The 25,398-nt window shown below is 61.2% G+C and carries 25 protein-coding genes; 17 read left to right on the top strand and 8 right to left on the bottom strand.

Annotated features, from left to right (window positions below):
- Positions 1–114: 114 nt before the first annotated feature.
- Both hisD and hisC read left to right on the top strand, forming a co-directional pair.
- The gene (gene hisD / locus VMP31_RS11970) at positions 115–1,425 is read left to right on the top strand and encodes a histidinol dehydrogenase (protein WP_325507358.1); all 1,311 of its coding nucleotides are present in this window, start codon (positions 115–117) and stop codon (positions 1,423–1,425) included.
- A gap of 59 nt (positions 1,426–1,484) precedes the next feature.
- Positions 1,485–2,537, top strand: coding sequence for a histidinol-phosphate transaminase (gene hisC / locus VMP31_RS11965; RefSeq protein ID WP_325507356.1), 1,053 nt, complete (start codon positions 1,485–1,487; stop codon positions 2,535–2,537).
- Positions 2,538–2,643: 106 nt separating this feature from the next.
- On the opposite strand, the gene VMP31_RS11960 is transcribed toward hisC, so the two are convergent.
- The 3 genes from VMP31_RS11960 to algW all read right to left on the bottom strand — a co-directional run bounded on the left by VMP31_RS11960 (position 2,644) and on the right by algW (position 6,701).
- On the bottom strand, positions 2,644–3,360 hold the full coding sequence (locus VMP31_RS11960) for a DUF4198 domain-containing protein (protein WP_325507354.1): 717 nt from the start codon (positions 3,358–3,360) through the stop codon (positions 2,644–2,646).
- Between the two features lie 24 nt (positions 3,361–3,384).
- Complete coding sequence (locus VMP31_RS11955) at positions 3,385–5,469, bottom strand: TonB-dependent siderophore receptor (RefSeq protein WP_325507352.1); 2,085 nt, start codon at positions 5,467–5,469, stop codon at positions 3,385–3,387.
- Positions 5,470–5,555: 86 nt separating this feature from the next.
- Complete coding sequence (gene algW, locus VMP31_RS11950; RefSeq protein WP_325507350.1) at positions 5,556–6,701, bottom strand: Do family serine endopeptidase AlgW; 1,146 nt, start codon at positions 6,699–6,701, stop codon at positions 5,556–5,558.
- Positions 6,702–6,814: 113 nt separating this feature from the next.
- Between algW and VMP31_RS11945 the strand changes: the two genes are divergently transcribed.
- The 3 genes from VMP31_RS11945 (at position 6,815) to cysN (ending at position 10,536) form a co-directional block, all read left to right on the top strand.
- Positions 6,815–7,573 carry a Nif3-like dinuclear metal center hexameric protein gene (locus tag VMP31_RS11945; RefSeq protein ID WP_325507348.1) on the top strand — a complete coding sequence of 253 codons (759 nt, stop codon included), beginning with the start codon at positions 6,815–6,817 and terminating at the stop codon, positions 7,571–7,573.
- 142 nt (positions 7,574–7,715) lie between these two features.
- Positions 7,716–8,633, top strand: a complete 918-nt coding sequence (gene cysD / locus VMP31_RS11940; protein WP_325507346.1) for a sulfate adenylyltransferase subunit CysD — start codon at positions 7,716–7,718, stop codon at positions 8,631–8,633.
- 1 nt (position 8,634) lies between these two features.
- Positions 8,635–10,536, top strand: a complete 1,902-nt coding sequence (gene cysN, locus VMP31_RS11935) for a sulfate adenylyltransferase subunit CysN (RefSeq protein ID WP_325507344.1) — start codon at positions 8,635–8,637, stop codon at positions 10,534–10,536.
- A gap of 197 nt (positions 10,537–10,733) precedes the next feature.
- Here the strand turns inward: cysN and VMP31_RS11930 are convergent, their stop codons facing one another.
- Positions 10,734–11,171 carry a YhcB family protein gene (locus VMP31_RS11930; RefSeq protein WP_325507342.1) on the bottom strand — a complete coding sequence of 146 codons (438 nt, stop codon included), beginning with the start codon at positions 11,169–11,171 and terminating at the stop codon, positions 10,734–10,736.
- Positions 11,172–11,331: 160 nt separating this feature from the next.
- Between VMP31_RS11930 and VMP31_RS11925 the strand changes: the two genes are divergently transcribed.
- The 3 genes from VMP31_RS11925 (at position 11,332) to zapE (ending at position 14,593) form a co-directional block, all read left to right on the top strand.
- A complete protein-coding gene (locus tag VMP31_RS11925; RefSeq protein ID WP_325507341.1) occupies positions 11,332–11,967 on the top strand; it encodes an alpha/beta hydrolase in 636 nt (211 codons plus the stop codon).
- A 14-nt stretch (positions 11,968–11,981) separates the two neighbouring features.
- A complete protein-coding gene (locus VMP31_RS11920) occupies positions 11,982–13,328 on the top strand; it encodes a tryptophan--tRNA ligase (RefSeq protein WP_325507340.1) in 1,347 nt (448 codons plus the stop codon).
- A 170-nt stretch (positions 13,329–13,498) separates the two neighbouring features.
- Complete coding sequence (gene zapE, locus VMP31_RS11915) at positions 13,499–14,593, top strand: cell division protein ZapE (protein ID WP_325507339.1); 1,095 nt, start codon at positions 13,499–13,501, stop codon at positions 14,591–14,593.
- Positions 14,594–14,678: 85 nt separating this feature from the next.
- Here the strand turns inward: zapE and VMP31_RS11910 are convergent, their stop codons facing one another.
- Positions 14,679–15,644 carry a hypothetical protein gene (locus tag VMP31_RS11910; RefSeq protein ID WP_325507337.1) on the bottom strand — a complete coding sequence of 322 codons (966 nt, stop codon included), beginning with the start codon at positions 15,642–15,644 and terminating at the stop codon, positions 14,679–14,681.
- 299 nt (positions 15,645–15,943) lie between these two features.
- Complete coding sequence (locus tag VMP31_RS11905; protein WP_325507588.1) at positions 15,944–16,849, bottom strand: GlxA family transcriptional regulator; 906 nt, start codon at positions 16,847–16,849, stop codon at positions 15,944–15,946.
- 241 nt (positions 16,850–17,090) lie between these two features.
- On the opposite strand from VMP31_RS11905, the gene VMP31_RS11900 reads away from it, so the two are divergent.
- Both VMP31_RS11900 and nfi read left to right on the top strand, forming a co-directional pair.
- Positions 17,091–18,227, top strand: coding sequence for an acyl-CoA dehydrogenase family protein (locus tag VMP31_RS11900; protein WP_325507335.1), 1,137 nt, complete (start codon positions 17,091–17,093; stop codon positions 18,225–18,227).
- Positions 18,228–18,314: 87 nt separating this feature from the next.
- Positions 18,315–19,022, top strand: coding sequence for a deoxyribonuclease V (gene nfi / locus VMP31_RS11895; protein ID WP_325507333.1), 708 nt, complete (start codon positions 18,315–18,317; stop codon positions 19,020–19,022).
- Positions 19,023–19,025: 3 nt separating this feature from the next.
- Here the strand turns inward: nfi and VMP31_RS11890 are convergent, their stop codons facing one another.
- On the bottom strand, positions 19,026–20,063 hold the full coding sequence (locus VMP31_RS11890; RefSeq protein WP_325507331.1) for an NADP(H)-dependent aldo-keto reductase: 1,038 nt from the start codon (positions 20,061–20,063) through the stop codon (positions 19,026–19,028).
- 246 nt (positions 20,064–20,309) lie between these two features.
- Here VMP31_RS11890 and rplM point away from each other — a divergent pair, with 246 nt between their 5' ends.
- The 7 genes from rplM (at position 20,310) to VMP31_RS11855 (ending at position 25,189) form a co-directional block, all read left to right on the top strand.
- A complete protein-coding gene (rplM, locus tag VMP31_RS11885; RefSeq protein WP_007917032.1) occupies positions 20,310–20,738 on the top strand; it encodes a 50S ribosomal protein L13 in 429 nt (142 codons plus the stop codon).
- Between the two features lie 14 nt (positions 20,739–20,752).
- Complete coding sequence (gene rpsI / locus VMP31_RS11880) at positions 20,753–21,145, top strand: 30S ribosomal protein S9 (protein ID WP_090249150.1); 393 nt, start codon at positions 20,753–20,755, stop codon at positions 21,143–21,145.
- Positions 21,146–21,398: 253 nt separating this feature from the next.
- Positions 21,399–21,992, top strand: coding sequence for a ubiquinol-cytochrome c reductase iron-sulfur subunit (petA, locus tag VMP31_RS11875; protein WP_325507328.1), 594 nt, complete (start codon positions 21,399–21,401; stop codon positions 21,990–21,992).
- Positions 21,992–23,203, top strand: a complete 1,212-nt coding sequence (locus tag VMP31_RS11870) for a cytochrome bc complex cytochrome b subunit (protein ID WP_325507586.1) — start codon at positions 21,992–21,994, stop codon at positions 23,201–23,203. Before petA ends, VMP31_RS11870 begins: the two co-directional genes overlap by 1 nt.
- The gene (locus VMP31_RS11865; protein ID WP_325507326.1) at positions 23,203–23,982 is read left to right on the top strand and encodes a cytochrome c1; all 780 of its coding nucleotides are present in this window, start codon (positions 23,203–23,205) and stop codon (positions 23,980–23,982) included. The genes VMP31_RS11870 and VMP31_RS11865 overlap by 1 nt, the downstream gene beginning before the upstream one ends.
- 161 nt (positions 23,983–24,143) lie before the next feature.
- On the top strand, positions 24,144–24,761 hold the full coding sequence (locus tag VMP31_RS11860; protein WP_325507324.1) for a glutathione S-transferase N-terminal domain-containing protein: 618 nt from the start codon (positions 24,144–24,146) through the stop codon (positions 24,759–24,761).
- A 14-nt stretch (positions 24,762–24,775) separates the two neighbouring features.
- A complete protein-coding gene (locus VMP31_RS11855) occupies positions 24,776–25,189 on the top strand; it encodes a ClpXP protease specificity-enhancing factor (protein WP_325507322.1) in 414 nt (137 codons plus the stop codon).
- Between the two features lie 117 nt (positions 25,190–25,306).
- Here VMP31_RS11855 and VMP31_RS11850 read toward each other — a convergent pair.
- On the bottom strand, positions 25,307–25,398 hold a 92-nt coding region (locus VMP31_RS11850), incomplete at its 5' end, for an integrase core domain-containing protein (RefSeq protein WP_325507584.1).

The following is a 25,398-nucleotide window of genomic DNA, read 5'->3' as shown; positions in this document are numbered from 1 at the left end:
GCCGCCCCTGTGCGGCCTAGCCTATCCGCGTTATAGCCAAAATTCTCAGGTGCCCGCGCGGAGTGGTTGTTACTCTACGGGCGCTTGAGCATTCGCCAATTTAAGAGGCCCGCTATGACCGCTCCCATCGCTATCCGCCGACTCGACGCCGCCGACCAGGACTTTGCTCGTCATCTGGATCATCTGCTGAGCTGGGAAAGTGTCTCGGACGATGCGGTCAATCATCGCGTGCTGGACATTATCAAGGCCGTGCGCGAGCGCGGCGATGCCGCCCTGGTCGAGTTCACCAAGCAGTTTGATGGCCTGGATGTCGCCTGCATGGCGGACCTGATTCTGCCGCGCGAGCGCCTGGAACTGGCCCTGACTCGCATCACCCCCGAGCAGCGCCAGGCCCTGGAAGTGGCCGCCGAGCGCGTGCGCAGCTACCACGAGAAGCAGAAGCAGGATTCCTGGACCTACACCGAAGCCGACGGCACGGTGCTGGGGCAGAAAGTCACGCCGCTAGACCGCGCCGGCCTCTATGTGCCGGGCGGCAAGGCCTCTTATCCGTCTTCGGTGCTGATGAACGCCATCCCGGCCAAGGTCGCCGGCGTACCCGAAGTGGTAATGGTGGTGCCGACTCCGCGCGGCGAAATCAACGAGCTGGTGCTGGCTGCCGCCTGCATCGCCGGCGTTGACCGCGTATTCACCATCGGTGGGGCCCAGGCCGTGGCCGCATTGGCCTACGGCACCGAGAGCGTGCCGCCGGTGGACAAGATCGTCGGCCCCGGCAATATCTATGTCGCCACCGCCAAGCGCCACGTATTCGGCAAGGTTGGCATCGATATGATCGCCGGGCCTTCAGAGATTCTGGTGGTGTGCGATGGTCAGACCGATCCGGACTGGATCGCCATGGACCTGTTCTCCCAGGCCGAGCACGACGAGGACGCCCAGTCGATTCTGCTTAGCCCGGATGCCGCCTTCCTCGATCGCGTTGCCGAGAGCATTGCCAAGTTGCTGCCGACCATGGAACGCGCCGAGATCATTCGCGCCTCCCTGGAAGCCCGCGGCGCGCTGATTCAGGTCGCCGATATGGCCCAGGCCATTGAGGTGGCCAACCGTATCGCTCCGGAACACCTGGAGCTGTCGGTGGAAAATCCCGAGCAGTACCTGCCGCTGATCCGTCACGCCGGTGCGATCTTTATGGGCCGTTACACCGCCGAGGCGTTGGGCGACTACTGCGCAGGTCCCAACCATGTGCTGCCGACCTCCGGCACTGCGCGCTATTCCTCGCCGCTGGGGGTGTATGACTTCCAGAAACGCTCGTCGATCATCCATTGCTCGGCTGAAGGTGCGTCGGAGTTGGGTAAGGTCGCCAGCGTGCTGGCCCGCGGCGAGTCGCTGACCGCCCACGCCCGCAGCGCCGAATACCGCATCAAGAACTGAATTTTCAGGGCGCGCCCCGCGCGCCTCACCCAAGATCAAATTCGAGGAGAGAAGGGCAGATGAGCAAATTCTGGAGCCCCTTCGTTAAAGACCTGGTGCCTTATGTACCGGGTGAGCAGCCGAAACTGGCCAAGATGGTCAAGCTCAACACCAATGAAAACCCCTATGGTCCTTCGCCCAAGGCGATCGCCGCGATGCAGGCCGAGTTGGGCGACAACCTGCGCCTGTACCCGGACCCCAATAGCGACCGCCTAAAGCAGGCGGTGGCCGATTATTACGGCGTGCAGACTGCCCAGGTATTTGTCGGCAACGGCTCCGACGAGGTGCTGGCGCACGCCTTCCACGGCCTGTTCCAGCATGACCAACCGCTGCTGTTTCCGGATATCAGCTACAGCTTCTACCCGGTGTACTGCGGCCTCTATGGTATCGCCAGCGAGCAGATCGCCCTGGACGAGCAGTTCCAGATTCGCGTCGAGGATTACGCGCGGCCTAACGGCGGCATCGTCTTTCCCAACCCCAATGCGCCGACCGGCTGTCCCCTGGCCCTTGAGGCCATCGAGCGCATGCTCAAGGCCAACCCGGATACCGTGGTACTGGTCGACGAGGCCTATATCGATTTCGGCGGCGAGACGGCGATCAGCCTGGTGGATAAATACCCCAATCTGCTGGTCAGCCAGACCCTGTCCAAGTCGCGCTCGCTTGCCGGGCTGCGGGTTGGTATCGCGGTGGGTCACCCGGATCTGATCGAAGCGCTAGAGCGGATCAAGAACAGCTTCAACTCCTACCCGCTTGATCGCATGGCAATTGCTGGCGCGGCGGCGGCGTTCGAGGACAAGGCCTACTTCGAGCAGACCTGCCAACGGGTGATCGAAAGCCGCGAGGCTGTGGTGGCTGGGCTGGAAACGCTGGGCTTTGAGGTGCTGCCGTCTGCTGCAAACTTCGTATTCGCCCGCCATCCGGGCAAGGATGCGGCGACCCTGGCGGCCGGTTTGCGTGAGCAGGGCGTGATCGTGCGCCACTTCAAGCAGGCGCGCATTGCCCAGTTCCTGCGCATCACCATCGGTACGCCGGAGCAGAATCAGGCGCTGCTGGATGCTCTGCAAGGGCTGTAGCCGTAGCCCCGGATGCAATCCGGAAATCTAATATCTGCCCCGGATTGCATCCGGGCTACGCAAAAGCCAGCGCTGTGTAAGCAGCGCTGGCTTTTTATTGCGCGTTTTACTCGCTGTGCGCTTCGCCGAGAAAGGTCAGCGAGGTAAACAGGCCGCGGGTTTCGATATCCGCATCGTTGACCACCGGCAAGCTGGCCTCGGCGGCGATGATATTCAGGCCTTCATTGCGCACCACCACCTGGGCGCGGCCTTCGGTGTCGGTGGTGGCGCTGACCTGGTGCGGTGCGCCGCGGTAGTCGCCTACAAGCTCGATGCCCGCCGCTGGCTTGCCGTCGATCAGCACGCGTACCGGTAGTGGCTTGCCGGGGCCAACCTGGAGTGGGTCGATTTCCGGCAGGATAACCATCTTCAACTGATCCAGCGCCGGCAGCTTCGCGCCTTCCCGGTAAATCGCCAGGCTGTACTTGAAGGTGTGCAGCGACTCGGTCGAGTTCGGCACTTTACTGCGGCCCTGGTTGATCCACTGCTTGTCCGGGGTCAACGACCAGGGGCCGTTGTCCAGGGCTACAGCCACAATCGCTGGCGATTTCAGGGGCTCCAGGCGAGCGTGGTCGTCGAGTCGTTTGACCGTGACCGGGATCATCCTGCTGTGGCTGTCGTAGGCCCAGGCACCGCTGATTTTCTCGGCCTTGAAGGCGTTGTCCTCGGCCCCATGGCCGTAGATGGTTTCGATATTGCCGCGGCGTTGTTCGGTCCACAGGCCGTGGGCATCGACCTGGCCGATAAACAGGGCTGCGGCGAGTAACGGAAAGACTTTCTTCATGGCGGATCCTTGGGTTGAGGGAAATCAGAGGTCGACAGTCAGGTTGAAGCTCAGGTTGCGCGGCTCGCCAGGCATGACCCAGAGGTTGCTGTAGGAGCGCTCGTAGTACTTCTCGTCGAACAGGTTGTTGAGGTGGGCCCCGACCTTTACCCGTGGGCTAAAGGCGTAATGGGCGAGCAGGTCGACGGTGTGGTAGGCCGGCAGCTCAAAATTGCTGCCCGCCTGGCCTGAACGGTCGCCGACATAGCTGAAGGCCGCGCCCAGGTCCGCGCCACGCAGCCAGCCGTCCTGAAACTCATAAACGCCGAGCAGGCTGCCGCTTTGCCGGGCTACCCCGAGCAGGCGGCTGCCGGCAGGCAGTGCGTCGTCGCCCTGGGTGACCTCGGCGTCGATAAAGGCAAAGGCTCCGATCATCCGCAGCGCATCGGTCAACTGGCCGCTGACCTGCAGATCGAAACCCTGGCTGCGTGCTTCCCCGGCGGCGGTTTGATAACTGGCATCGGTAGGGTCAGCGGTCAGCACGTTTTCCTTGGTCAGGTGAAAGGCGGCCAGGGTGGCGCTGAGGCGGTCGTCGAGCAGGTCGAGCTTGAGGCCCGCCTCGTAGCCGACGCCTTGCTCCGGGTCGAACGGCCGGCTGTTGCGATCCAGGCCGTTGTTCGGCCTGAACGAGGTGGAGGCATTGGCGAACAGGCCGACCGCAGGCGTTAGCTGATAGAGCAGGCCAACGCGCTGGGTGAGCGCATCGTGGCGCTGATCGCTGCGTGCATCATTGAGTCGGTTGTCGATCGACTGGTCGAAGTGCTCGAATCGCACGCCGATCAGGCCGCGCAGGCGCTCGGTGAAGACGATCTGGTCCTGCAGGTTGAGCGCATGGCTTTCCACCTGCTCATGGTTGTCGCTGCCGGAACGCGCACCCGTGGGGCGCGGGCGGCCATAGACCGGGTCGTAGATATCGATGGCGCTACGCGGGCGCACTTCGGTGACCCGCTCGTTCTTGCGGTAGTTTTCGTACTCGCTGCCGATCAGCAACTGGTGCTGCAACCCGGCGAACTGCACGTCGCCGCGCAGTTCGACCTGAGTGATGCTGTCGTGCCAGGTGGTTTCGCGCTCGCGAAAACGCCGCGTCAGGGTGCGTCCATCGTCCGCCAGGGCCTGGTTTTCCGAGGCATCGCCGGCCAGCGTGCCTTCCTTGAAGTGGCTGGCCAGGCGCAGTTGCCAGGTATCGTTGAGGGCATGCTCGAGGCTGGCCTGGAGCAGGTTGTTGTCGTTGGTGATATCACCGTCGCTCGGCTCGCCGAGGAAGGTCGAGCGCGACACGCTACCCAGCCGGTCGTTCGGTGCGACTATGCCGCGGTCGAATACCGAACGGTGGCGCACCACTTCGGCTTCCAGCAGCAGGCGAGTATCAGGGCTGAGCTGCCAACTGAGCGAGGGCGCGGCGAACAGGCGCTCGCTGCTGACGTGGTCGCGGAAGCTGTTGTTGTCTTCGACGGCCAGGTTGAGGCGAGCGAGCAGGTCACCTTGTTCGTCCAGCGGGCTGTTGAGGTCCAGGCTGGAGCGGTAGCGGTCCCAGCTGCCGGCGCTGGTTTGCAGGCGGGCGAAGCTGTCGGCCTGGGGCTTCTTGCTGACGATATTCACCGTGCCGCCCGGATCGCCGCGGCCATAAAGGCTGGCGGCGGGGCCCTTGAGCACCTCGATGCGTTCGATGCTGGCGGCGTCCGGGGTGCTCGGGTAGCCGCGGTTGGCGCTGAAGCCGTCCTTGTAGAACTCCGAGGTGGTGAAGCCGCGCACGCTGTATTCGTAGAGGGTCAGGCCGCCGAAGTCATTTTGTTTGGATACCCCGCCGGCAAAATCCAGGGCGCGCTCGACATCGCTGCTGCCAAGGTCTTCCAGCACGGCAGCGGGTATCACGCTGATGGCTTGGGGGATTTGGCGAAGTGGCGTGTCGGTCTTGCTGGCACTGGCCGAGCGGGTGGCGCGGTAGCCCTGTACCGGGCCATCAGCAACCTCGGTCGGTGCGGTGATAACGCTGTCGGTGAGCTGGACCGGGGTGTCGGCCAGCGCGCTGGGGGCAAGCAGGCTGGCGGCGAGTGCAAGGGCTGAGCGCAAGACGGAACTCCTCTCGATTGATTTCAATGTAATAACATAACATTAAAATTGAGAAGAGTTATCGTTAAGCGGCTTGTGTGGGGGAATTAGTTGCCGTTGGCGGGTGGTGGGCGCACGCCGATCTCGGCCGTGAGTTCCATCAGCTCGCCGTTGCGCATGATCTCGATGCGAATCTTCTCGCCAGGCTTGGTTCGGGCTACCTGGTTCATCGAGCGACGGCCGTCGCCGGCGGGTTCGCCATCGATATTGAGGATCAGATCGCCCGGTTGCAGGCCGGATTTCTGCGCCGGGCCATCGCGGTAGATACCGGCCACGACGATGCCGGGGCGGCCTACCAGACCGAAGGATTCGGCCAGTTCCGGGGTCAGCGGCTGCACCTCGATGCCCAGCCAGCCACGAATCACCTGGCCGTGCGCGATAATCGCCTGCATCACATCCATCGCCAGTTTTACCGGAATGGCAAAGCCGATGCCTTGCGAGCCGCCGGATTTGGAGAAGATTGCGGTGTTGATGCCGACCAGGTTGCCGTAGGCATCCACCAGCGCACCGCCGGAGTTGCCGGGGTTGATCGCCGCATCAGTCTGGATAAAGTCTTCGTAGGTATTGAGGCCCAGCTGGTTGCGTCCGGTGGCGCTGATAATGCCCATGGTCACGGTCTGGCCGACGCCGAAGGGGTTACCGATGGCCAGGGTGACATCGCCGATTCTGACGCTATCCGAGCGGCCCAGGGTCATGGACGGCAGCTGCGGCAGGTCGATCTTGAGCACCGCGAGATCGGTTTCCGGGTCGTTACCGATCACCCGGGCCAGGGTCTCGCGGCCATCCTTGAGCGCCACCACGATCTGGTCGGCATCGGCCACCACGTGGTTGTTGGTCAGCAGGTAGCCTTCCGGGCTCATGATCACCGCCGAACCCAGGCTGGACTCCATGCGCCGCTGCTTGGGCAGGTTATCGCCGAAGAACTTGCGAAACTGTGGGTCGTCGAACAGTGGCAGGGCAGGTTTGTTAGTGAATTTGGTGCTGTAGAGGTTGGCCACTGCGGGCGAGGCAATGTCCACGGCTTCGGCATAGGACACCGGGCCTTCCTGCATGCGGCTATAGATCGGGGCCTGGCGCACGTGCACATCCTGGCTCGGCAGGCCCACCCATTGCGGGTAGTACTGCATGATCAGCAGCGCCAGAAGCACGCCAGCCAGCAGGGGCCAGCCAAGAAAACGCAGGGCCTTGAACATCTATCGAATCCTGAGGGTTGCGAGGGCCGGGCCGGCCCCTTAAGGTGCGCCATTATAGGGGGGTGGTCGGTAATAAAGCAGCGATCCCCTAATCCGCGCAAGAAGGAATTCATATGGCCATTGCTCTGGCAACCCTGGTGGCAGAAGCCGACCGTTATCTGAATGCAGCGCGTATCAGCGATTACTGCCCCAATGGCCTGCAGGTCGAGGGCCGCCCGCAGGTGCGGCGTATCGTCAGTGGCGTGACCGCCAGCCAGGCGCTGGTCGATGCGGCCGTCGAGGCTGAGGCCGATGTGCTGCTGGTGCATCACGGTTACTTCTGGAAAGGCGAAAATCCCTGCGTTACCGGGATGAAGCGTCGCCGTCTACAGGCCCTGCTGGCCAACGACATCAGCCTGCTGGCCTATCACCTGCCGCTGGATGTGCACCCGGATGTTGGCAACAACGTGCAGCTGGCGCGCCAGCTCGGCATCACCGTCGAAGGTCCGCTGGAGCCGGAAAACCCGCGCACCGTCGGCCTGATCGGTTCCCTCGATGAGGCCGTCAGTGCCGAGGATTTTGCTGGCCGTGTGCAGCAGGTGCTGGGCCGCGAGCCGTTGCTGGTCGCCGGTGAAGGGCTGATCCGCCGCGTCGGCTGGTGCACAGGTGGTGGCCAGGGCTATATCGATCAGGCCATCGCCGCCGGTGTCGATCTGTACCTGACTGGCGAGGCCTCCGAACAGACCTTTCACAGCGCTCGCGAGAACGGCATCAGCTTTATCGCCGCCGGCCACCACGCCACCGAGCGTTATGGGGTGCAGGCGCTGGGTGAATATCTGGCGCGTCACTTCGCCCTGGAACATCACTTTATCGACTGCGATAACCCCATCTGAGGGGGCACTTCGGCCTGTTTTGCCGGTATAAAGCTAGATCTTTTCGATCTAACTGGGCTCCTGAATAGAAGGGAGCGCTGTGCTAGAGTGCGCCATCGTCCACGGCCTGCCGGCCCAATTACACTGCAAACCGTGAGTAACCATGCTCGATAAACTGACCCACCTGAAACAGCTGGAGGCGGAAAGTATCCACATCATTCGTGAAGTGGCCGCCGAATTCGACAACCCGGTAATGCTCTATTCCATCGGTAAAGACTCCGCCGTGATGCTGCATCTGGCACGCAAGGCGTTCTTTCCCGGCAAGCTGCCGTTCCCGGTGATGCACGTCGACACGCGCTGGAAGTTTCAGGAGATGTACAGCTTCCGCGAGAAGATGGTCAAAGAATACGGCCTGGACCTGATCACCCACATCAACCCCGATGGCGTGGCGCAGGACATGAACCCCTTCACCTACGGCAGTGCCAAGCACACCGACGTGATGAAGACCGAGGGTCTCAAGCAGGCGCTGGACAAGTACGGCTTCGACGCCGCCTTTGGTGGCGCGCGCCGCGACGAAGAGAAATCCCGTGCCAAGGAGCGTGTGTACTCGTTCCGCGACAGCAAGCACCGCTGGGACCCGAAGAACCAGCGTCCCGAGCTGTGGAATGTGTACAACGGCAAGGTCAAGAAGGGCGAGTCGATCCGTGTGTTCCCGCTGTCCAACTGGACCGAGCTGGACATCTGGCAGTACATCTATCTCGAGCAGATCCCGATCGTGCCGCTGTACTTCGCTGCCGAGCGTGAAGTGATTGAGAAGAACGGCACGTTGATCATGATCGACGACGATCGCATCCTCGAGCACCTGTCCGACGAAGAAAAAGCCCGTATCACCAAGAAGATGGTGCGTTTCCGTACCCTCGGCTGCTACCCGCTGACCGGTGCTGTGGAGTCCACGGCCACCAACCTCACTGACATCATTCAGGAAATGCTGCTGACTCGAACGTCCGAGCGTCAGGGACGTGTCATCGACCATGATGCTGCAGGTTCCATGGAAGAGAAAAAACGTCAGGGGTACTTTTAATATGTCGCACCAATCCGATCTGATCAGCGAAGACATCCTCGCTTACCTGGCCCAGCACGAGCGTAAAGAGCTGCTGCGCTTTCTGACGTGCGGCAACGTCGACGACGGCAAAAGCACCCTGATTGGCCGCCTGCTGCACGACTCCAAGATGATCTACGAAGATCATCTGGAAGCCATCACCCGTGACTCGAAGAAGTCCGGTACCACCGGCGAAGAGGTGGATCTGGCGCTGCTGGTCGATGGTCTGCAGGCCGAGCGCGAGCAAGGCATCACCATCGACGTGGCCTACCGCTATTTCAGCACCGCCAAGCGCAAATTTATCATTGCCGATACTCCCGGCCATGAGCAGTACACCCGCAATATGGCCACCGGTGCCTCCACCTGTGACCTAGCGATCATTTTGATCGACGCCCGTTACGGCGTGCAGACCCAGACCAAACGCCACAGCTTTATCGCCAGCCTGCTGGGCATCAAACACATCGTTGTGGCCATCAACAAGATGGACCTGAAGGACTTCGATCAGGGCGTATTCGAGCAGATCAAGGCCGATTACCTGAAGTTCGCCGAAGGTATCGCGCTCAAGCCGAGCTCGCTGCACTTCGTGCCGATGTCGGCGCTCAAGGGCGACAACGTGGTCAATCACAGCGAGCGCTCGCCCTGGTACACCGGCCAGTCGCTGATGGAAATCCTCGAGACCGTGGAAGTGGCCGGCGACCGCAACTTCACCGACCTGCGGTTCCCGGTACAGTACGTCAACCGTCCCAACCTGAACTTCCGCGGCTTCGCCGGCACCCTGGCCAGCGGCATCGTGCGCAAGGGCGACGAAGTGATTGCCTTGCCGTCGGGCAAGGGCAGCAAGGTCAAGTCCATCGTCACCTATGAAGGCGAGCTGGAACATGCCGGCCCGGGCCAGGCGATCACCCTGACCCTGGAAGACGAGATCGACGTGTCCCGCGGCGACATGCTGGTACACGCCGACAACCGTCCGCAGATCAGCGACAGCTTTGACGCCATGCTGGTGTGGATGGCTGAAGAGCCGATGCTGCCGGGCAAGAAGTACGACATCAAACGCGCCACCAGCTATGTGCCAGGCTCGATTGCCAGCATCACCCACCGGGTCGATGTGAACACCCTGGAGCATGGTCCGGCGAGCAGCCTGCAGCTCAACGAAATCGGCCAGGTGCGTATCGCCCTGGATACACCGATTGCGCTGGACGGTTATGCGCACAACCGCACCACCGGCTCCTTTATCGTCGTCGACCGCCTGACCAACGGCACCGTTGGTGCAGGCATGATCATTGCCGAGCCAGTGGGTGCGCAGGGCGGCGACGGCCATCACGGCAAGCTGGCCCACGTGTCCACCGAAGAGCGTGCAGCGCGCTTCGGTCAGCAGCCGGCCACCGTGCTGTTCAGCGGCCTGTCCGGCGCGGGCAAGAGCACCCTGGCCTATGCCGTGGAACGCAAGCTGTTCGATATGGGCCGTGCGGTCTATGTGCTGGATGGGCAGAACCTGCGTCATGACCTGAACAAGGGCCTGGCCCAGGATCGCTCCGGGCGTACCGAGAACTGGCGTCGCGCCGCCCATGTCGCGCGGCAGTTCAACGAGGCCGGCTTGCTGACCCTGGCGGCCTTCGTTGCCCCGGATGCCGAAGGTCGCGAGCAGGCCAAAGCGCTGATTGGTGCCGAGCGTCTGCTCACCGTGTATGTGCAGGCGTCCCCGCAGGTCTGCGCCGAGCGTGACCCGCAGGGCCTGTACGCAGCTGGTGGCGACAATATCCCGGGCGATTCCTTCCCCTACGACGTGCCGCTGAATGCCGATCTGGTGATCGACACCCAGAGCCTGTCGGTGGAAGAGGGCGTCAAGCAGGTGCTGGCCATGCTGCGCGAGCGCGGCGCGATCTAAATCTGCTGCGCACTAAAAAGCCCCGCCATGCTCGTCATGTGCGGGGCTTTTTATTGAGAATAAATTATCGATCGTAGGAGCGGGCCATGCCCGCGAGGCTCCTACAGCCGGCATATATCGCCTGCGTAAATAACAAAAGCCCCGCACGAGGCGGGGCTTTTGTTGTGTGCTCGGCTGAGCAGTCGAACGCGGCGCTGTTACTTGTTCTTCAAACCGTAGCTTTCATCCAGCATGCCCGGTACATCGGCGCTTTTCGGCGCGTAGTCCTTGGGCATTTCCTGGTGGGCGGGCGGCTTCAGGCGTTCGCGGCGTTCGCTGCCTTCTTCTGCATGCAGCGAGGCGAGCAGGCGTTGGCGGGTCAGTTCGTCGAGGGCAAGCTTGTTGGCACCTTCGGACAGGTGTGCCTGCACGTCCTGATGGCTCTGGCTGAGCTTCTTCACCAGGTTGGCGGTGGTGTTGAAATGGGTGACCACTTCGCTTTGGTAGGCATCGAAGCGTTCTTGGATTTCATCCAGTTGGCGCTGGGTGCGGCCTGGAGCAGCATTGGGCGCAAGGCGAGCAATCAGGAAGCCAATGGCGATCCCGGCTACCAGGGTAATGGCGGGTAGCAACCAGGCGGTGAGCGTCTGTTCCACGAGTCCTTCCTCTCTAAACGGCTTTGCTTTACGTTAACGGCTCGAACCTGCGCTGTATACCGCAATGCAATGCCGAGATGTGTGTGGCGATGCGGCGATGTGTGCGGCGCAGGCTGTCAGCTAGACGAGTCGACCCACTGCGAGGTCACGGAGTTCACTGTTGCTCACCCGCGAAACCCCTCTATTTATCGACGGCCCTTGCGGCCAACTGGAAGCCCTTTGGCTGGACACCCCCGACGCCCGTAGCGTGGCGCTGATCTGCCACCCCAACCCGGTACAGGGCGGCACCATGCTCAACAAGGTGGTCTCCACCGTGCAGCGTACTGCCCGTGACAGTGGCCTGGCCACGTTGCGTTTTAATTACCGCGGCGTCGGCACCAGCGCTGGCAGCCATGATATGGCCAGCGGTGAGGTGGATGATGCCGAAGCCGTGGCCAACTGGCTGCGTGCGCAGCACCCCGAATTGCCGCTGACCTTGCTGGGTTTCTCCTTTGGCGGTTTTGTCGCCGCAGCCCTGGGCGGGCGTCTGGAGGCCCAGGGCGTGAGGCTAGAGAAACTGTTTATGCTGGCCCCGGCCGTGTATCGCCTGACCGAAGAAAATCCCCCGGCCAGCAACTGCCCGCTGATCCTGATTCAGCCCGAAGATGACGAAGTAATCGACCCGCAGGCGGTTTATGCCTGGTCCGCGGACCTCGGGCGTGCCCATGAGCTGTTGAAAGTGGCAGAATGCGGGCACTTTTTTCACGGCAAGTTAACAGACCTCAAAGATCTGCTGCTGCCGCGCCTTTCGAACTGATTTAAGCGATAGCCATGACCACTCGTATCCTTACCGGCATCACCACCACCGGCACGCCGCACCTGGGCAACTACGCGGGCGCGATTCGCCCGGCCATTGTTGCCAGCCGCGCGGCCGATGCGGATTCGTTCTACTTCCTCGCCGACTACCACGCGCTGATCAAGTGCGACGAGCCGGCGCGGATTCAGCGTTCGCGTCTGGAAATCGCCGCCACCTGGCTGGCCTGCGGTCTGGATGTGGACAAGGCGACCTTCTACCGCCAGTCGGATATCCCCGAGATTCCTGAGCTGTGCTGGCTGCTCACCTGCGTCGCCGGCAAGGGCCTGCTTAACCGCGCCCACGCCTACAAGGCCTCGGTGGACAAGAACGTCGAGCAGGGCGAAGACCCGGATGCCGGCATCACCATGGGCCTGTTCAGCTACCCGGTGCTGATGGCCGCGGACATTCTGATGTTCAACGCGCACAAGGTGCCGGTCGGTCGCGACCAGATCCAGCACGTGGAAATGGCCCGCGACATCGCTCAGCGTTTTAACCACCTGTTCGGCAGTGGCCGCGAGCTGTTCACCCTGCCCGAAGCGGTAATCGAGGAAGATGTGGCGACTCTGCCCGGCCTTGATGGCCGCAAGATGAGCAAGAGCTACGACAACACCATCCCGTTGTTCGGCAGCGCCAAGCAGCTCAAGGACGCCATCGCCCGTATCGTCACCGACTCCAAGCTGCCGGGCGAGCCGAAAGACCCGGACAACTCGCACCTGTTCACTCTTTATCAAGCCTTTGCCGCGCCCACCCAGCAGGCGGACTTCCGCGCTGCGCTGGAGGGCGGTATGGCCTGGGGCGAAGCCAAGCAGGCGCTGTGCAACCTGCTGGAAGCCGAGCTGGGCGAGGCCCGCGAGCGTTATCACGCGCTGATCGAAAAGCCGGCGGACCTGGAAGACATCCTGCTGGCCGGTGCCGCCAAGGCGCGCAAGACCGCCACGCCTTTTCTCGGTGAGCTGCGTGAGGCCGTCGGCCTGCGCTCCTTTCGCAGCCAGGCCGTCAACACGGCGGGTGAGAAGAAGAAAGCCGGCAAAAGCGCGCGCTTTGTCAGCTTCCGTGACGACGACGGCAGCTTCCGCTTCCGCCTGCTGGATGCGGCCGGCGAGCAGCTGCTGCTGTCCAAATCCTTTGCCGATGGCAAGGCCGCCGGCATGGTCAACAAGCGTCTGCAATTCGGCGAAGCGCTGGATGTGCGCGAGCAGGACGGTGGTTTTGGCGTGTGGCTGGATGACGAGTGTGTGGCGCAAAGCCCGGCATTCGCCGACAGCAACGCCTGTCAGGCGGCAATCCAGCGCCTGCGTGAGGCGCTAGCTCCGCAAGAGTGATGTAGCCCGGATGAAATCCGGGGCGGTCTGGCTAAAGCTTCCCGGGTTGCATCCGGGATACGACTCTGCGCATTAATCGGATTTCCGCCCGCCAGCCGTGCTGGCCGATTGCCAAGCTGCGGGGGCGTCGCTAAAGTGACGCCCCCGTTTTACTTGCCCGGCTAACGAATATGACCCCCTTAGAACGCTACCAGGCTGACCTCAAACGCCCCGAATTCTTCCATGATGCCGCTCAGGAAACTGCCGTGCGTCATCTGCAGCGCCTGTACGACGATCTGGTTGCCGCGGACAAGGGCACGACCGGCGTGTTTGGCAAGCTGTTCGCCAGAAAGCCGCAGGGGCCGGTCAAGGGCCTGTATTTCTGGGGCGGGGTAGGGCGTGGCAAAACCTACCTGGTGGACACCTTCTTTGATTCGCTGCCGTTCGAGCGCAAGGTGCGCACTCACTTCCACCGCTTTATGAAGCGCGTGCACGAAGAAATGCGCACCCTCAAGGGCGAAAAGAATCCCCTGACCATTATCGGCAAGCGTTTCGCCGATGAGGCGCGGGTGATCTGCTTCGACGAGTTCTTCGTCAGCGATATTACCGACGCGATGATTCTCGCCACCCTGCTGGAAGAGCTGTTCAAAAATGGCGTCAGCCTGGTGGCGACCTCCAATATCGTGCCGGACGGTTTGTACAAGGACGGCCTGCAGCGCGCGCGTTTTCTCCCCGCCATCGCCTTGTTGAAAGCGCACACCGAGATCGTCAACGTCGACAGCGGTATCGACTACCGCCTGCGCGCCCTGGAGCAGGCCGAGCTGTTCCACTGGCCGCTGGATGCGGCAGCCGAGGAAAGCCTGCAGAAGAGCTTCAGCAGCCTGCTGCCCGAGCATTGCACGGTGCAGGAGAACGAGGCGCTGATGATCGAGAACCGCGCCATCACCGCGCGCAAGGTGGGGGACGACGTGGCCTGGTTCGAGTTCCGCGAGCTGTGCGACGGCCCGCGTAGCCAGAACGACTATATCGAGCTGGGCAAGATCTTCCACGCCGTACTGCTGGCCAACGTCGAGCAGATGAGCACCGCCAAGGAAGATATGGCGCGGCGCTTTATCAATCTGGTGGACGAGTTCTACGACCGCAACGTCAAGCTGATCATCTCCGCCGAAGTAGAGCTGAAAGACCTCTACACCGGCGGCCGCCTGACTTTCGAATTCCAGCGCACTCTTAGCCGTCTGCTGGAGATGCAGTCCCACGAGTTCCTCTCGCGCCCGCACAAACCCTGATGCGCCGGTGTTAAGCAAAAAAGGCTGCCCGCGGGCAGCCTTTTTGCGTTTTGGTCTGTAGAGGTTTTTAGCGTTTTAGCCCGGCTCAGTTCCGCGCCAGTTTCTGTTCGTGCTGGATAAGCATCTTCTGCGCGTGCATCACTTCCAGGGCCTCCATGGCGCTGATCGGCTTGATCGCCACGGCGCGCTCAAGGTGTTGCAGGGCCTTGGCTTGTTGCTCGTCGCCGTATACGTAGGTCAGGGCGTTGGCATACTCGTAGTGGCCGATGGGCAGGTCGTCCTGGGATTGGAAGCTGCGGCTGAAATACTTCTCCATATTGTCGGCACTGACCCCGTAGGTCATGCGCCCGACGAGCTTGCCGACCTTGCGGATGACCCCCGCTTCGTAGCCGCCATACAGGGCCAGGGCGAAGGGCAGCTTCGGCTGCTTGGCCAGCAGGGCTTTCAGTTCGTTGGGGATCTGCGTGGTGTAGCCGCGTTTGAGTACCACCGGCACCGAGAGCTCTTCGCCCAGGCGAGCCTTGGCGTAGATGCGGCCGAACTGGGCGGCTACATCGGCATTGGCCAGATCACCGGCCTGGTCGGTGTAGTCGATGACCTCTTCCAGCAGGCGGTGTTTTTCTTCCTGCTCGGGGACCAGGAACATGGCGTAGATCACCTGGGCGAACATTGCCGGGACCTGTCCACCGCTTCCTAGGGCCAGGCCCTGTTGCTTGGCCTGGGCGAAGTCGCCGCGGAACACCAGTCGCCAGACGTCCTGCAGTTTGTCGGCATAGAGCTGCGCATCTTCCGGCTTGCCGGTAAAACCGGTGTTGGCCGCAACGGTTTTCTCCAGGACCTCTGGGTAGCGGGTGGCCATGGTGGCTACCCAGTCAGCGTCCGGGAAGGGATAGTCGTTGCCAAAGCCGCGGGTCAGCTGCGGCCAGGCCTGGCGCAGTTTGTCGCCCGAGTAGTCGTAGGCGCTCTGGTCGTAGGGGAAGGGCTTCCAGTTATCGGCGGCTACAGCGCTGAAGCTGCAGGCGGCGAGTAGGGCAATAAGCGTGCGGCGCATGGCAATGACCTGATTGTTGTTGTAGGAATTCCCGCAAGGGTTGCCGCGATCATAGAGCGCTGGCGGCTGCGACCCACCCATCCAAGGATGAGTTGCGCCGCCGCAGGTGTGGCCAGTGTTACCCCTGGGAGCCTGTCGGGCTTGACCGTTCGTAGCGAGGGGAAGTCCGGGTTGAGTCAGTTTTGTTGGTCTTTTGAGGCGAATAGCGAGCTATTTAACGAGAAAGAGCAGCAAAAATGGCCAAGTCCGGCTTTCCCGCAGTAGGACAGTGTTAAGTCCGACAGACTCCTCGGCCCACCTTAAGCATGGCCGTCCTTGTGCTGGAACTGCCGACGGTACTGGTTGGGTGACAGTTCCGTGTGCTGACGAAACAATCGGGCAAAGAAACTGGCGTCGTCGTAACCCACTTCATAGCTGATGGTCTTGATGCTCTTGCGGGTGGCGCTGAGCAGGCCCTTGGCGGTTTCGATGCGCAGGCGCTGCAGGTAGTGCAGCGGTTTGTCGCCGGTGGCGGTCTGGAACCGGCGCATAAAGTTGCGGATGCTCATGCCGTGCTCGCGGGCGACATCCTCGAAGCGGAATTTGTCGGCGAAGTGATCTTCCAGCCATTGCTGGATCTGCAGGATGGTCATGTCGTGGTGCAGCTTCTGCCCGCCAAAGCCGATACGCCCCGGGGCGTAGTTGCGCTGCACTTCATACAGGATGTCGCGGGCCACGCCCTGGGCCACGCTGGCTCCGCAGAAGCGCTCGATCAGGTAGATATACAGGTCGCAGGCCGAGGTGGTGCCGCCGGCGCAATACAGGTTGTCGGCGTCGGACAGGTGTTTTTCCTGGTTGAGCAGCACCTTGGGGAAGCGCTCGGCAAATTCGTTGAAGAAGCGCCAGTAGGTGGTCGCCTCCTTGCCGTCGAGCAGGCCGGCCTGGGCCATCCAGAACACCCCGGTGGCTTCGCCGCAGATCGCGCTGCCGGCGGCGTGGCGCTCCCGCAGCCAGCTGAGTACCTGAGGGTGGCGCTGGCAGAGGGCGTCGAAGTCATCCCAGAAGGCCGGCAGGATGATGATGTCGGCGCTGTCCAGCGGGCCGTCCACTGGCATGCGCACATTGCTGAAGCTGTTTACCGGCAGGCCGTCGGGGCTGACCAGGTGGATCTCGAAGGTCGGCGTCAGGCCCAGGCCCTGTTGTTTGCCATAGCGCAGGCTGGCCATATGGAAGAAGTCCTTGGCCTGCATCAGGGTGGAGGCGAATACGCCGTCGGTGGCGAGAATGCTGACGCGGCGCAAGGGGGCGGTTGACTGAATAGGCATGGCTATTGTTCTTATTAAAGGCTAAGTGGTCATGGGCTGGCTGGATCGTCTTATTTATTGGCGCTTGTGTCCAGTGTGACCAAGCGTTTGCTTGGCTAAAGTCGAGGCCACTTTCAAATCGCCCAAGCAGGCAGGTGTCGACATGATTCCCAGAACGATTTTCAGCTCCGAACACGAACAGTTTCGCGACAGCGTGCGCCGCTTTCTCGAGCAGGAGGCCGTGCCTTTTCATGCCCAGTGGGAAAAGGACGGCCATATCGATCGCGCCCTGTGGAACAAGGCGGGGGAGGCCGGCATGCTCTGTTCGCATCTCCCGGAAGAATACGGCGGCATGGCGGCGGACTTTCTCTATAGCACCGTGGTGATCGAGGAAGTCGGTCGCCTGGGGCTGACCGGCATCGGCTTCTCCCTGCACTCGGACATCGTCGCGCCCTACATCCTCCACTACGGCAGCGAAGCGCAGAAGCAGCATTACCTGCCCAAGCTGGTCAGCGGCGAGATGGTCACTGCCATTGCCATGACCGAGCCGGGCGCAGGCTCCGACCTGCAGGGGGTGAAAACCACCGCGGTGCTGGATGGTGACGAGTATGTGATCAATGGCTCGAAGACCTTTATTACCAATGGCTTTCTCGCTGACTTGGTGATCGTGGTGGCCAAGACCGACCCGAAAGCCGGGGCCAAGGGCACCAGTCTGTTTCTGGTGGAGGCCAATACGCCAGGCTTCGCCAAGGGCAAGCGCCTGGAGAAGGTCGGCATGAAGGCCCAGGACACCTCCGAGCTGTTCTTCCAGGATGTGCGGGTACCCAAGGAAAACCTGCTGGGCCAGGCTGGCATGGGCTTCGCCTACCTGATGCAGGAGCTGCCCCAGGAGCGTCTGACCGTCGGTATTGGCGCGTTGGCCTCTGCCGAGGCTGCGCTCAAGTGGACCCTGGACTACACCCGCGAGCGCAAGGCGTTCGGCAAGGCGGTGGCGGACTTCCAAAACACTCGCTTCAAGCTGGCGGAAATGGCCACCGAAATTCAGATCGGCCGAGTCTTTCTCGATCGCTGCCTGGAGCTGCATCTGCAGGGCAAACTGGATGTGCCGACTGCGGCCATGCTCAAGTACTGGGGTACCGACTTGCAATGCAAGGTGCTGGATGAGTGCGTGCAGCTGCACGGTGGCTACGGCTATATGTGGGAATACCCGGTGGCCCGGGCCTGGGCCGATGCGCGGGTGCAGCGCATCTATGCGGGCACCAATGAAATCATGAAAGAGATCATCGCTCGCTCGCTGTAAGCCTCTCCTGGTTCGCCTGCGCGCGCTCCGGCGAACCAGTCACTCTGTGCGGCGGTCTACCGATCCCTATCTGGGTTGGAGCCGCCGATGCACACTTCGCCATTTGCCGATTGGGACGGAACCGCGCAACAGGCGCGCTTGCTGCAACGCACGCTGGCCCAGCAGGTGGTGCTGGAGGATGACTTCGCGCCGCTGCGTCTGATTGCCGGTGTCGATGTCGGCTTCGAAGAGCAGGGCAGCATCACCCTGGCGGCTGCCGTGTTGCTCGATGCCGATACACTGCAGTTGCTCGCCCACAGTGTGGCGCGCATTCCCACCAGCATGCCCTATGTGCCGGGTCTGCTGTCCTTTCGCGAACTGCCGGCCTTGTTCCAGGCATTGCGTGATCTGCCGCAGGTGCCGGATCTGATTTATTGCGACGGTTTGGGTATCGCCCATCCGCGCCGGCTGGGCATTGCCTCGCATCTGGGCGTGGTGACCGGTCTACCGACCATTGGCGTGGCCAAAAATATCCTCGTGGGCACGCATGAAGAGCTGCCCGCGACGCAGGGCGCGCGGGTTCCACTCCTGCATGCGGGCGAGCAGGTTGGCTGGGTGCTGCGCAGCAAGGATAAGGTCAGGCCGCTGATCGTCTCGCCAGGGCATCGGGTGAGCCTGGCCAGTGCCGCTGACCTGGTGATGGCCTGCTGCCGCGGCTACCGCTTGCCCGAGCCGACCCGTCTGGCGGATCGGTTGGCTTCGCGCCGCGGCGATATGCCGGCACCCAGGGCGAGTACGCCGGACCTGTTCGACTGAAACTTATGGGGCCGGGTTGGGTTGCTCGCGGTGAATGGCTTCGATGCCGGCCAGCACTTCTGCGCTCAGTTTCAGTTCGCTGCTGGCCAGGTTGCTGTCCAGTTGCTCCAGGCTGGTCGCGCCGATGATGTTACTGGTGACGAAGGGTTGCGCGGTGACAAAGGCTAAGGCCATCTGCGCCGGGTCGAGGCCGTGCTCGCGGGTCAGGGCGACGTAGCGTGCGCAGGCCGACTCCGACTCCGGGTTGGTGTAGCGCGCGAAGCGGCTGAACAGGCTGATACGGGCCCCGGCCGGGCGCGCGCCGTTCTCGTACTTGCCGCTGAGCATGCCGAAGGCCAGGGGTGAGTAAGCCAGCAGCCCGCATTGTTCGCGGATGGCGATTTCCGCCAGGCCCACTTCGAAGCTGCGGTTGAGCAGGTTGTAGGGGTTCTGGATCGAGGCCATGCGCGGCCAGCCGCGCTGTTCGGCCAGTTGGAGGAATTTCATGGTGCCCCAGGGTGTCTCGTTGGACAGGCCGATATGGCGGATCTTGCCGGCCTTGACCTGTTCGTCGAGCACTTCCAGGGTGTCTTCCAGTGGGGTGAACTCACTGTCCCGGTGGCGGTAGCCGAGCTGGCCGAAGAAATTGGTCGGGCGCTCCGGCCAGTGCAGCTGGTAGAGGTCGATCCAGTCGGTCTGCAGGCGTTTCAGGCTGGCATCCAGCGCCGCGACTATATGGGCGCGGTTGTGCTTGGGTTGGCCGCCGCGGATATAGTCGATGCCATTGCCGGGGCCGGCGATCTTGCTGGCCAGTACCCAGTCGGCGCGATCGCCGCGCTGTTTGAAGTAGTCGCCGATGATCTGCTCAGTCTTGCTATAGGTTTCGGCCCGCGGCGGTACCGGGTACATCTCTGCCGTGTCGAGAAAATTCACCCCATAGGCCTTGGCCCGTTCGATCTGGGCGTGGGCTTCGCTGGCGCTGTTCTGCTCGCCCCAAGTCATGCTGCCCAGGCAGAGGGCGCTGACCTTGAGATCCGTTCGGCCGAGTTGGCGGTAATCCATAACGTGCTCCTTAAAAACTCATTGGCATAATCTGGTTGAAATTATCTGGGCAATCTGCATAATTGCGCACCTCTTTCTGCAGTGGAAGTGATGCGCCGTCTGCCGAAGAATCTTGCCGTATTACGGACGCGCTGACCCGAGCCCCCGATAGCGCCTGTTTTCGGCTGCCTTTGACTTGTCAAAGTAAGCACTATTCAGTAAGATCCGCCGTCTTATTTATCAGGGCGGCCCCTGAGGCTATAAAGAATGAAAACTTTTACTGCTAAACCGGAAACAGTAAAGCGCGACTGGTTTGTCGTCGACGCTGCTGGTCAGACCCTGGGTCGTCTGGCCACCGAAATCGCGAGCCGTCTGCGTGGCAAGCACAAGCCAGAGTACACTCCGCACGTTGATACCGGCGACTACATCGTCGTAATCAATGCTGAGCAGATCCGTGTAACTGGTGCCAAGACCACCGACAAAATGTACTACTCCCACTCCGGTTTCCCGGGCGGCATCAAGTCGATCAACTTCGAGAAGCTGATCGCTAAAGCCCCTGAGCGCGTGATCGAGACCGCGGTTAAAGGCATGCTGCCTAAGAACCCGCTGGGTCGCGACATGTATCGTAAGCTGAAAGTGTATGCGGGCGCTGCTCACCCCCACACTGCTCAGCAGCCCCAAGAACTGAAGTTTTAACGGAATAGTTCATTATGTCGGCGACTCAAAATTACGGCACTGGCCGTCGCAAGACCGCTACCGCTCGCGTTTTCCTGCGTGCTGGTACTGGCAAGATCTCCATCAACAATCGTACCCTCGACGGCTTCTTCGGTCGCGAAACTGCCCGCATGGTAGTTCGTCAGCCGCTGGAACTGGTTGAGATGACCGAGAAGTTTGATATCTTCGTTACCGTTATCGGTGGCGGCGTAAGTGGCCAGGCTGGCGCAATCCGCCACGGCATCACCCGCGCCCTGATGGACTACGACGAAGCGTTGCGTCCTGCGCTGCGTAAAGCTGGCTTCGTGACTCGCGACGCCCGTGAAGTTGAACGTAAGAAGGTTGGTCTGCGTAAAGCGCGTAAGCGTCCGCAGTACTCCAAGCGTTAATTCGCGACCTGCGTTCAAAAACGCCCAGTTTCCTTTCGGAGCTGGGCGTTTTTTATGGGCGATGATTTAGTCTGCGGCATCATGCCGCAGCGGTGAGTGCCGTGATTTGCAAGGCGTTGCGTCTGTTATGACTGGGTAATTACCTTGTCAGTAAAGGGGCTTTTCTTTACCATTCGGCAACTTTTTGTGCGATCTGAAACTTACCGAGTATAGGCCTGCTTAAAAGGCCATAAAGCTGATGGGAGACGACTGAATGAGCAATGACGGCGTGAATGCAGGCCGGCGTCGCTTTCTGGTAGCGGCCACCTCTGTGGTGGGCGCTGCAGGAGCGGTGGGTGCCGCGGTCCCGTTCGTAGGGTCCTGGTTCCCAAGCGCCAAGGCTAAGGCTGCCGGGGCACCTGTGAAGGTGAACGTCAGCAAGATCGAGCCAGGCCAGCAGATGGTTGCCGAATGGCGGGGGCAGCCGGTGTTTATCGTGCGCCGTACCGAGGAAATTCTCAGCAACCTCGGCAAGATCGAAGCGCAGCTGGCGGATTTCGATTCCCAGTCCTCCGATCAGCCAAGCTATGTCGATCCGAAAACCCGTTCGATCAAGCCGGAAGTTCTGCTGCTGGTCGGTCTGTGCACTCACCTCGGCTGCTCGCCTTCCTTCCGTCCGGAAGTGGCACCGGCTGATCTGGGTACGGAGTGGGTCGGGGGTTACTTCTGTGCCTGCCACGGCTCGCGCTATGACCTCGCTGGCCGCGTGTACAAGGCGCAGCCTGCACCCTTGAACTTGCCGGTGCCACCGCACACATACGAGTCGGATGACGTGATCATCGTCGGTGTGGATCAGGAGCAAGCATGATGAGTAAATTCATGGAATGGGTCGATGCACGCTTCCCCGCGACCAAGATGTGGGAAGACCATCTGTCCAAGTACTACGCGCCAAAGAACTTCAACTTCTTCTACTTTTTCGGTTCCCTGGCCCTGCTGGTTCTGGTCAATCAGATCGTCACCGGCGTCTGGCTGACCATGAGCTACACGCCTTCGGCCGAAGAGGCGTTCGCCTCGGTCGAATACATCATGCGTGATGTCGAGTACGGCTGGATCCTGCGCTACCTGCACTCCACCGGCGCTTCGGCGTTCTTCGTGGTGGTCTACCTGCACATGTTCCGCGGTCTGCTCTACGGTTCCTACCAGAAGCCACGCGAGCTGGTGTGGATCTTCGGCATGCTGATCTACCTGATGCTGATGGCCGAAGCCTTTATGGGCTACCTGCTGCCGTGGGGCCAGATGTCCTACTGGGGTGCCCAGGTGATCATCTCGCTATTCGGTGCCATTCCGGTGATCGGGGCGGACCTGACTCAGTGGATTCGTGGTGACTACCTGATTTCCGGGATTACCCTGAACCGCTTCTTCGCCCTGCACGTTGTGGCCCTGCCGATCGTGATTCTCGGTCTGGTGGTGCTGCACATCCTGGCGCTGCACGAAGTCGGTTCGAACAACCCCGACGGCGTGGACATCAAGAAGAAGAAAGATGAGAACGGCATTCCGCTCGACGGCATTGCGTTCCATCCGTACTACACCGTGAAAGATATCGTCGGTGTCGTGGTGTTCCTGTTTGTCTTCTGCTTCGTGCTGTTCTTCTTCCCGGAAATGGGCGGTTATTTCCTCGAGAAGCCGAACTTCGAAGCGGCCAACCCGTTCAAGACCCCTGAGCATATCGCTCCGGTCTGGTACTTCACGCCGTTCTACGCGATTCTGCGCGCGGTGCCGGACAAGCTCCTCGGCGTAATCGCCATGGGCGCGGCTATTGCGGTGCTCTTCGTGCTGCCCTGGCTGGATCGTAGTCCGGTCAAATCGATGCGCTACAAGGGCTGGATGAGCAAGATCTGGCTGCTGGTGTTCTGCGTGTCCTTCGTGATTCTGGGTGTGCTGGGTGTGTTGTCGCCGACTCCGGGTCGTACGTTGCTGTCGCAGGTGTGTACCTTCCTGTACTTCGCGTATTTCCTGCTGATGCCGTTCTATACCAAGCTTGAGAAGACCAAACCGGTTCCGGAAAGGGTGACTGGCTGATGAAAAAACTATTTGCTGCACTCGTAATCGCCGCAATGCCGGCCTTGGCCTTGGGTGCCGCCAGCAACTATCCGCTGGATAAAGTGGATATCGATCTGTCCGACAAAGCAGCGATGCAGGATGGTGCGCGGACCTTCGCCAATTACTGCATGGGTTGCCATGCGACCCAGTATCAGCGCTATGAGCGGGTGGCCGATGACCTCGGTATCCCTCATGAGGTGATGCTCGATAATCTGGTGTTCACCGGCGTCAATATCGGTGAGCACATGAAGATCGGCATGACCGCTGGTGAGGCCAAGCAGTGGTTCGGTGCTGCGCCGCCTGATCTGACCCTGGTCGCACGTGTACGTGGTAACGACTGGCTGTATACCTACCTGCGTACCTTCTACGACGATCCAGCGCGTCCGCTGGGTGCCAACAACAAGGTCTTCCCCAACGTCGGTATGCCGAACGTGTTGGTGGCCTTGCAGGGCAAGCAGGTGATTGGTTGCAAACAGGTACAGGTGGTTGAGGACGGCAAGAAGCTGTTCGATCCGCTGTCCGGCACGCCGATCACCCACGAGGCCTGCGACCAGTTGGCCATTGAGCCGAACACGGGCAAGCTGAGCGAAGAAGAGTTTGATGAGAAGATCAAGAACCTGGTGACCTTCCTGGCGTACTCGGCCAATCCGGTCAAATTGAAAAGCCAGCGTATCGGCACCTACGTTCTGCTGTATCTTGCCTTCTTCTTCGTGTTCGCCTACCTGCTCAAGCGCGAATACTGGAAGGACGTGCATTAATACCGAGTGTCTCCGCTGTTGACCTGCGCGCCCTTTTGGGCGCGCAGGTTTTGCGCCTCATTCCTGGCGGTTACCCCTGCGGGGCCGTTGCAAGCGACGTCAAAAATTGCTCCGTGCAATTTTTTCTGCTTCACATAACTTTATAAGCGAGGAGGACCGCCATGGGCGTGACCAATCGGTTGGCCTGTTACTCCGACCCCGCCGACCACTATTCCCACCGCGTACGTATCGTGCTCGCCGAGAAGGGTGTGCTCGCCGAGATCATCAGTGTCGAAAAGGGCCGCTATCCGGCCAAGCTGCTGGAGGTTAACCCCTACGCCAGCCTGCCGACCCTGGTCGACCGTGATCTGGCTCTGTATGAGTCGACTGTGGTGATGGAGTACCTGGACGAGCGTTACCCGCACCCGCCGCTGTTGCCGGTGTATCCGGTGGCCAGGGCCAATAGCCGTTTGCTGATCCACCGTATCCAGCGCGACTGGTGTGCCCAGGTCGATCTGATTCTCGACCCGCGCAGCAAGGAGCCGGCCCGCGCCTTGGCGCGCAAGGAGCTGCGTGAGAGCCTGACGGGCGTATCACCGCTGTTTGCCGACAAGGCGTATTTTCTCAGTGAGGAATTGAGCCTGGTGGATTGCTGCCTGCTGCCGATTCTTTGGCGTTTGCCGATTCTGGGGATAGAGTTGCCAAAGCCGGCCAAGCCTTTGCTTGACTATATGGACCGTCAGTTTGTCCGTGAGGCGTTCCAGCTCAGTCTGTCGCCAGTTGAACGGGATATGCGTTAACCGAGGAAGTAGTGATGAAGTCGAGTCGTCCCTATCTGGTTCGTGCTCTGTACGAGTGGATTGTTGATAACGACTGCACCCCGCACTTGCTGGTCAATGCCGAGTTTGCCGGGGTACAGGTGCCTGCGGGTTTTGCCAGTGATGGGCAGATCGTGCTGAATGTCTCGCCCAGTGCGGTGCGCCATCTGCATATGGATAACGATGCGGTGAGCTTCGAGGGCCGCTTCGGCGGCGTGCCTCAGAGCCTGTATATCCCTTCCGCGGCGGTGCTGGCGATCTATGCCCGGGAGAATGGCCAGGGCATGGTCTTCGAGGTGGAGGCGTCGTTGGCCGAGGAGGATGAGCTGGAAGAGCCCGATGATGGGAGCCCACCGGATGGCGAGCCGCCGCGACCAAGTGGCCGACCCAGTCTGAAGGTGGTCAAGTAAGGAGAAATGGCAGGGAGCCGTTTCTGAGGTTGTGCAGCGATGCCCCGAAGGGCTGTCGCCAGGGATGATGTCTAGTCCTGAAATAGGTTTACACCTTTCCAGATAGCTCGACAGACCTCAAAACGCCCGATGCACAGCATCGGGCGTTTTGTTTTTCAGGGCCATGTGGGGCCGTTCCATGTTGTAGATCTGCACCGCCTCATCCACCA

This window comes from Pseudomonas sp. (assembly GCF_035512415.1).
Classification (GTDB): domain Bacteria; phylum Pseudomonadota; class Gammaproteobacteria; order Pseudomonadales; family Pseudomonadaceae; genus Aquipseudomonas.
The sequence above is the reverse complement of the archived record's forward strand: the minus strand, read 5'-3'. Positions and strand labels throughout refer to the sequence as shown.

What these genes read in the sequence shown, in the direction of transcription:
- hisD (WP_325507358.1), top strand. Translation starts at nt 115, where the DNA reads ATGACCGCTCCCATCGCTATCCGCCGACTCGACGCCGCCGACCAGGAC.
- hisC (WP_325507356.1), top strand. Translation starts at nt 1,485, where the DNA reads ATGAGCAAATTCTGGAGCCCCTTCGTTAAAGACCTGGTGCCTTATGTA.
- VMP31_RS11960 (WP_325507354.1), bottom strand. Translation starts at nt 3,360, where the DNA reads ATGAAGAAAGTCTTTCCGTTACTCGCCGCAGCCCTGTTTATCGGCCAG.
- algW (WP_325507350.1), bottom strand. Translation starts at nt 6,701, where the DNA reads ATGTTCAAGGCCCTGCGTTTTCTTGGCTGGCCCCTGCTGGCTGGCGTG.
- VMP31_RS11945 (WP_325507348.1), top strand. Translation starts at nt 6,815, where the DNA reads ATGGCCATTGCTCTGGCAACCCTGGTGGCAGAAGCCGACCGTTATCTG.
- cysD (WP_325507346.1), top strand. Translation starts at nt 7,716, where the DNA reads ATGCTCGATAAACTGACCCACCTGAAACAGCTGGAGGCGGAAAGTATC.
- cysN (WP_325507344.1), top strand. Translation starts at nt 8,635, where the DNA reads ATGTCGCACCAATCCGATCTGATCAGCGAAGACATCCTCGCTTACCTG.
- VMP31_RS11920 (WP_325507340.1), top strand. Translation starts at nt 11,982, where the DNA reads ATGACCACTCGTATCCTTACCGGCATCACCACCACCGGCACGCCGCAC.
- zapE (WP_325507339.1), top strand. Translation starts at nt 13,499, where the DNA reads ATGACCCCCTTAGAACGCTACCAGGCTGACCTCAAACGCCCCGAATTC.
- VMP31_RS11910 (WP_325507337.1), bottom strand. Translation starts at nt 15,644, where the DNA reads ATGCGCCGCACGCTTATTGCCCTACTCGCCGCCTGCAGCTTCAGCGCT.
- VMP31_RS11905 (WP_325507588.1), bottom strand. Translation starts at nt 16,849, where the DNA reads ATGGCCAGCCTGCGCTATGGCAAACAACAGGGCCTGGGCCTGACGCCG.
- VMP31_RS11900 (WP_325507335.1), top strand. Translation starts at nt 17,091, where the DNA reads ATGATTCCCAGAACGATTTTCAGCTCCGAACACGAACAGTTTCGCGAC.
- nfi (WP_325507333.1), top strand. Translation starts at nt 18,315, where the DNA reads ATGCACACTTCGCCATTTGCCGATTGGGACGGAACCGCGCAACAGGCG.
- VMP31_RS11890 (WP_325507331.1), bottom strand. Translation starts at nt 20,063, where the DNA reads ATGGATTACCGCCAACTCGGCCGAACGGATCTCAAGGTCAGCGCCCTC.
- rplM (WP_007917032.1), top strand. Translation starts at nt 20,310, where the DNA reads ATGAAAACTTTTACTGCTAAACCGGAAACAGTAAAGCGCGACTGGTTT.
- rpsI (WP_090249150.1), top strand. Translation starts at nt 20,753, where the DNA reads ATGTCGGCGACTCAAAATTACGGCACTGGCCGTCGCAAGACCGCTACC.
- petA (WP_325507328.1), top strand. Translation starts at nt 21,399, where the DNA reads ATGAGCAATGACGGCGTGAATGCAGGCCGGCGTCGCTTTCTGGTAGCG.
- VMP31_RS11870 (WP_325507586.1), top strand. Translation starts at nt 21,992, where the DNA reads ATGAGTAAATTCATGGAATGGGTCGATGCACGCTTCCCCGCGACCAAG.
- VMP31_RS11865 (WP_325507326.1), top strand. Translation starts at nt 23,203, where the DNA reads ATGAAAAAACTATTTGCTGCACTCGTAATCGCCGCAATGCCGGCCTTG.
- VMP31_RS11860 (WP_325507324.1), top strand. Translation starts at nt 24,144, where the DNA reads ATGGGCGTGACCAATCGGTTGGCCTGTTACTCCGACCCCGCCGACCAC.
- VMP31_RS11855 (WP_325507322.1), top strand. Translation starts at nt 24,776, where the DNA reads ATGAAGTCGAGTCGTCCCTATCTGGTTCGTGCTCTGTACGAGTGGATT.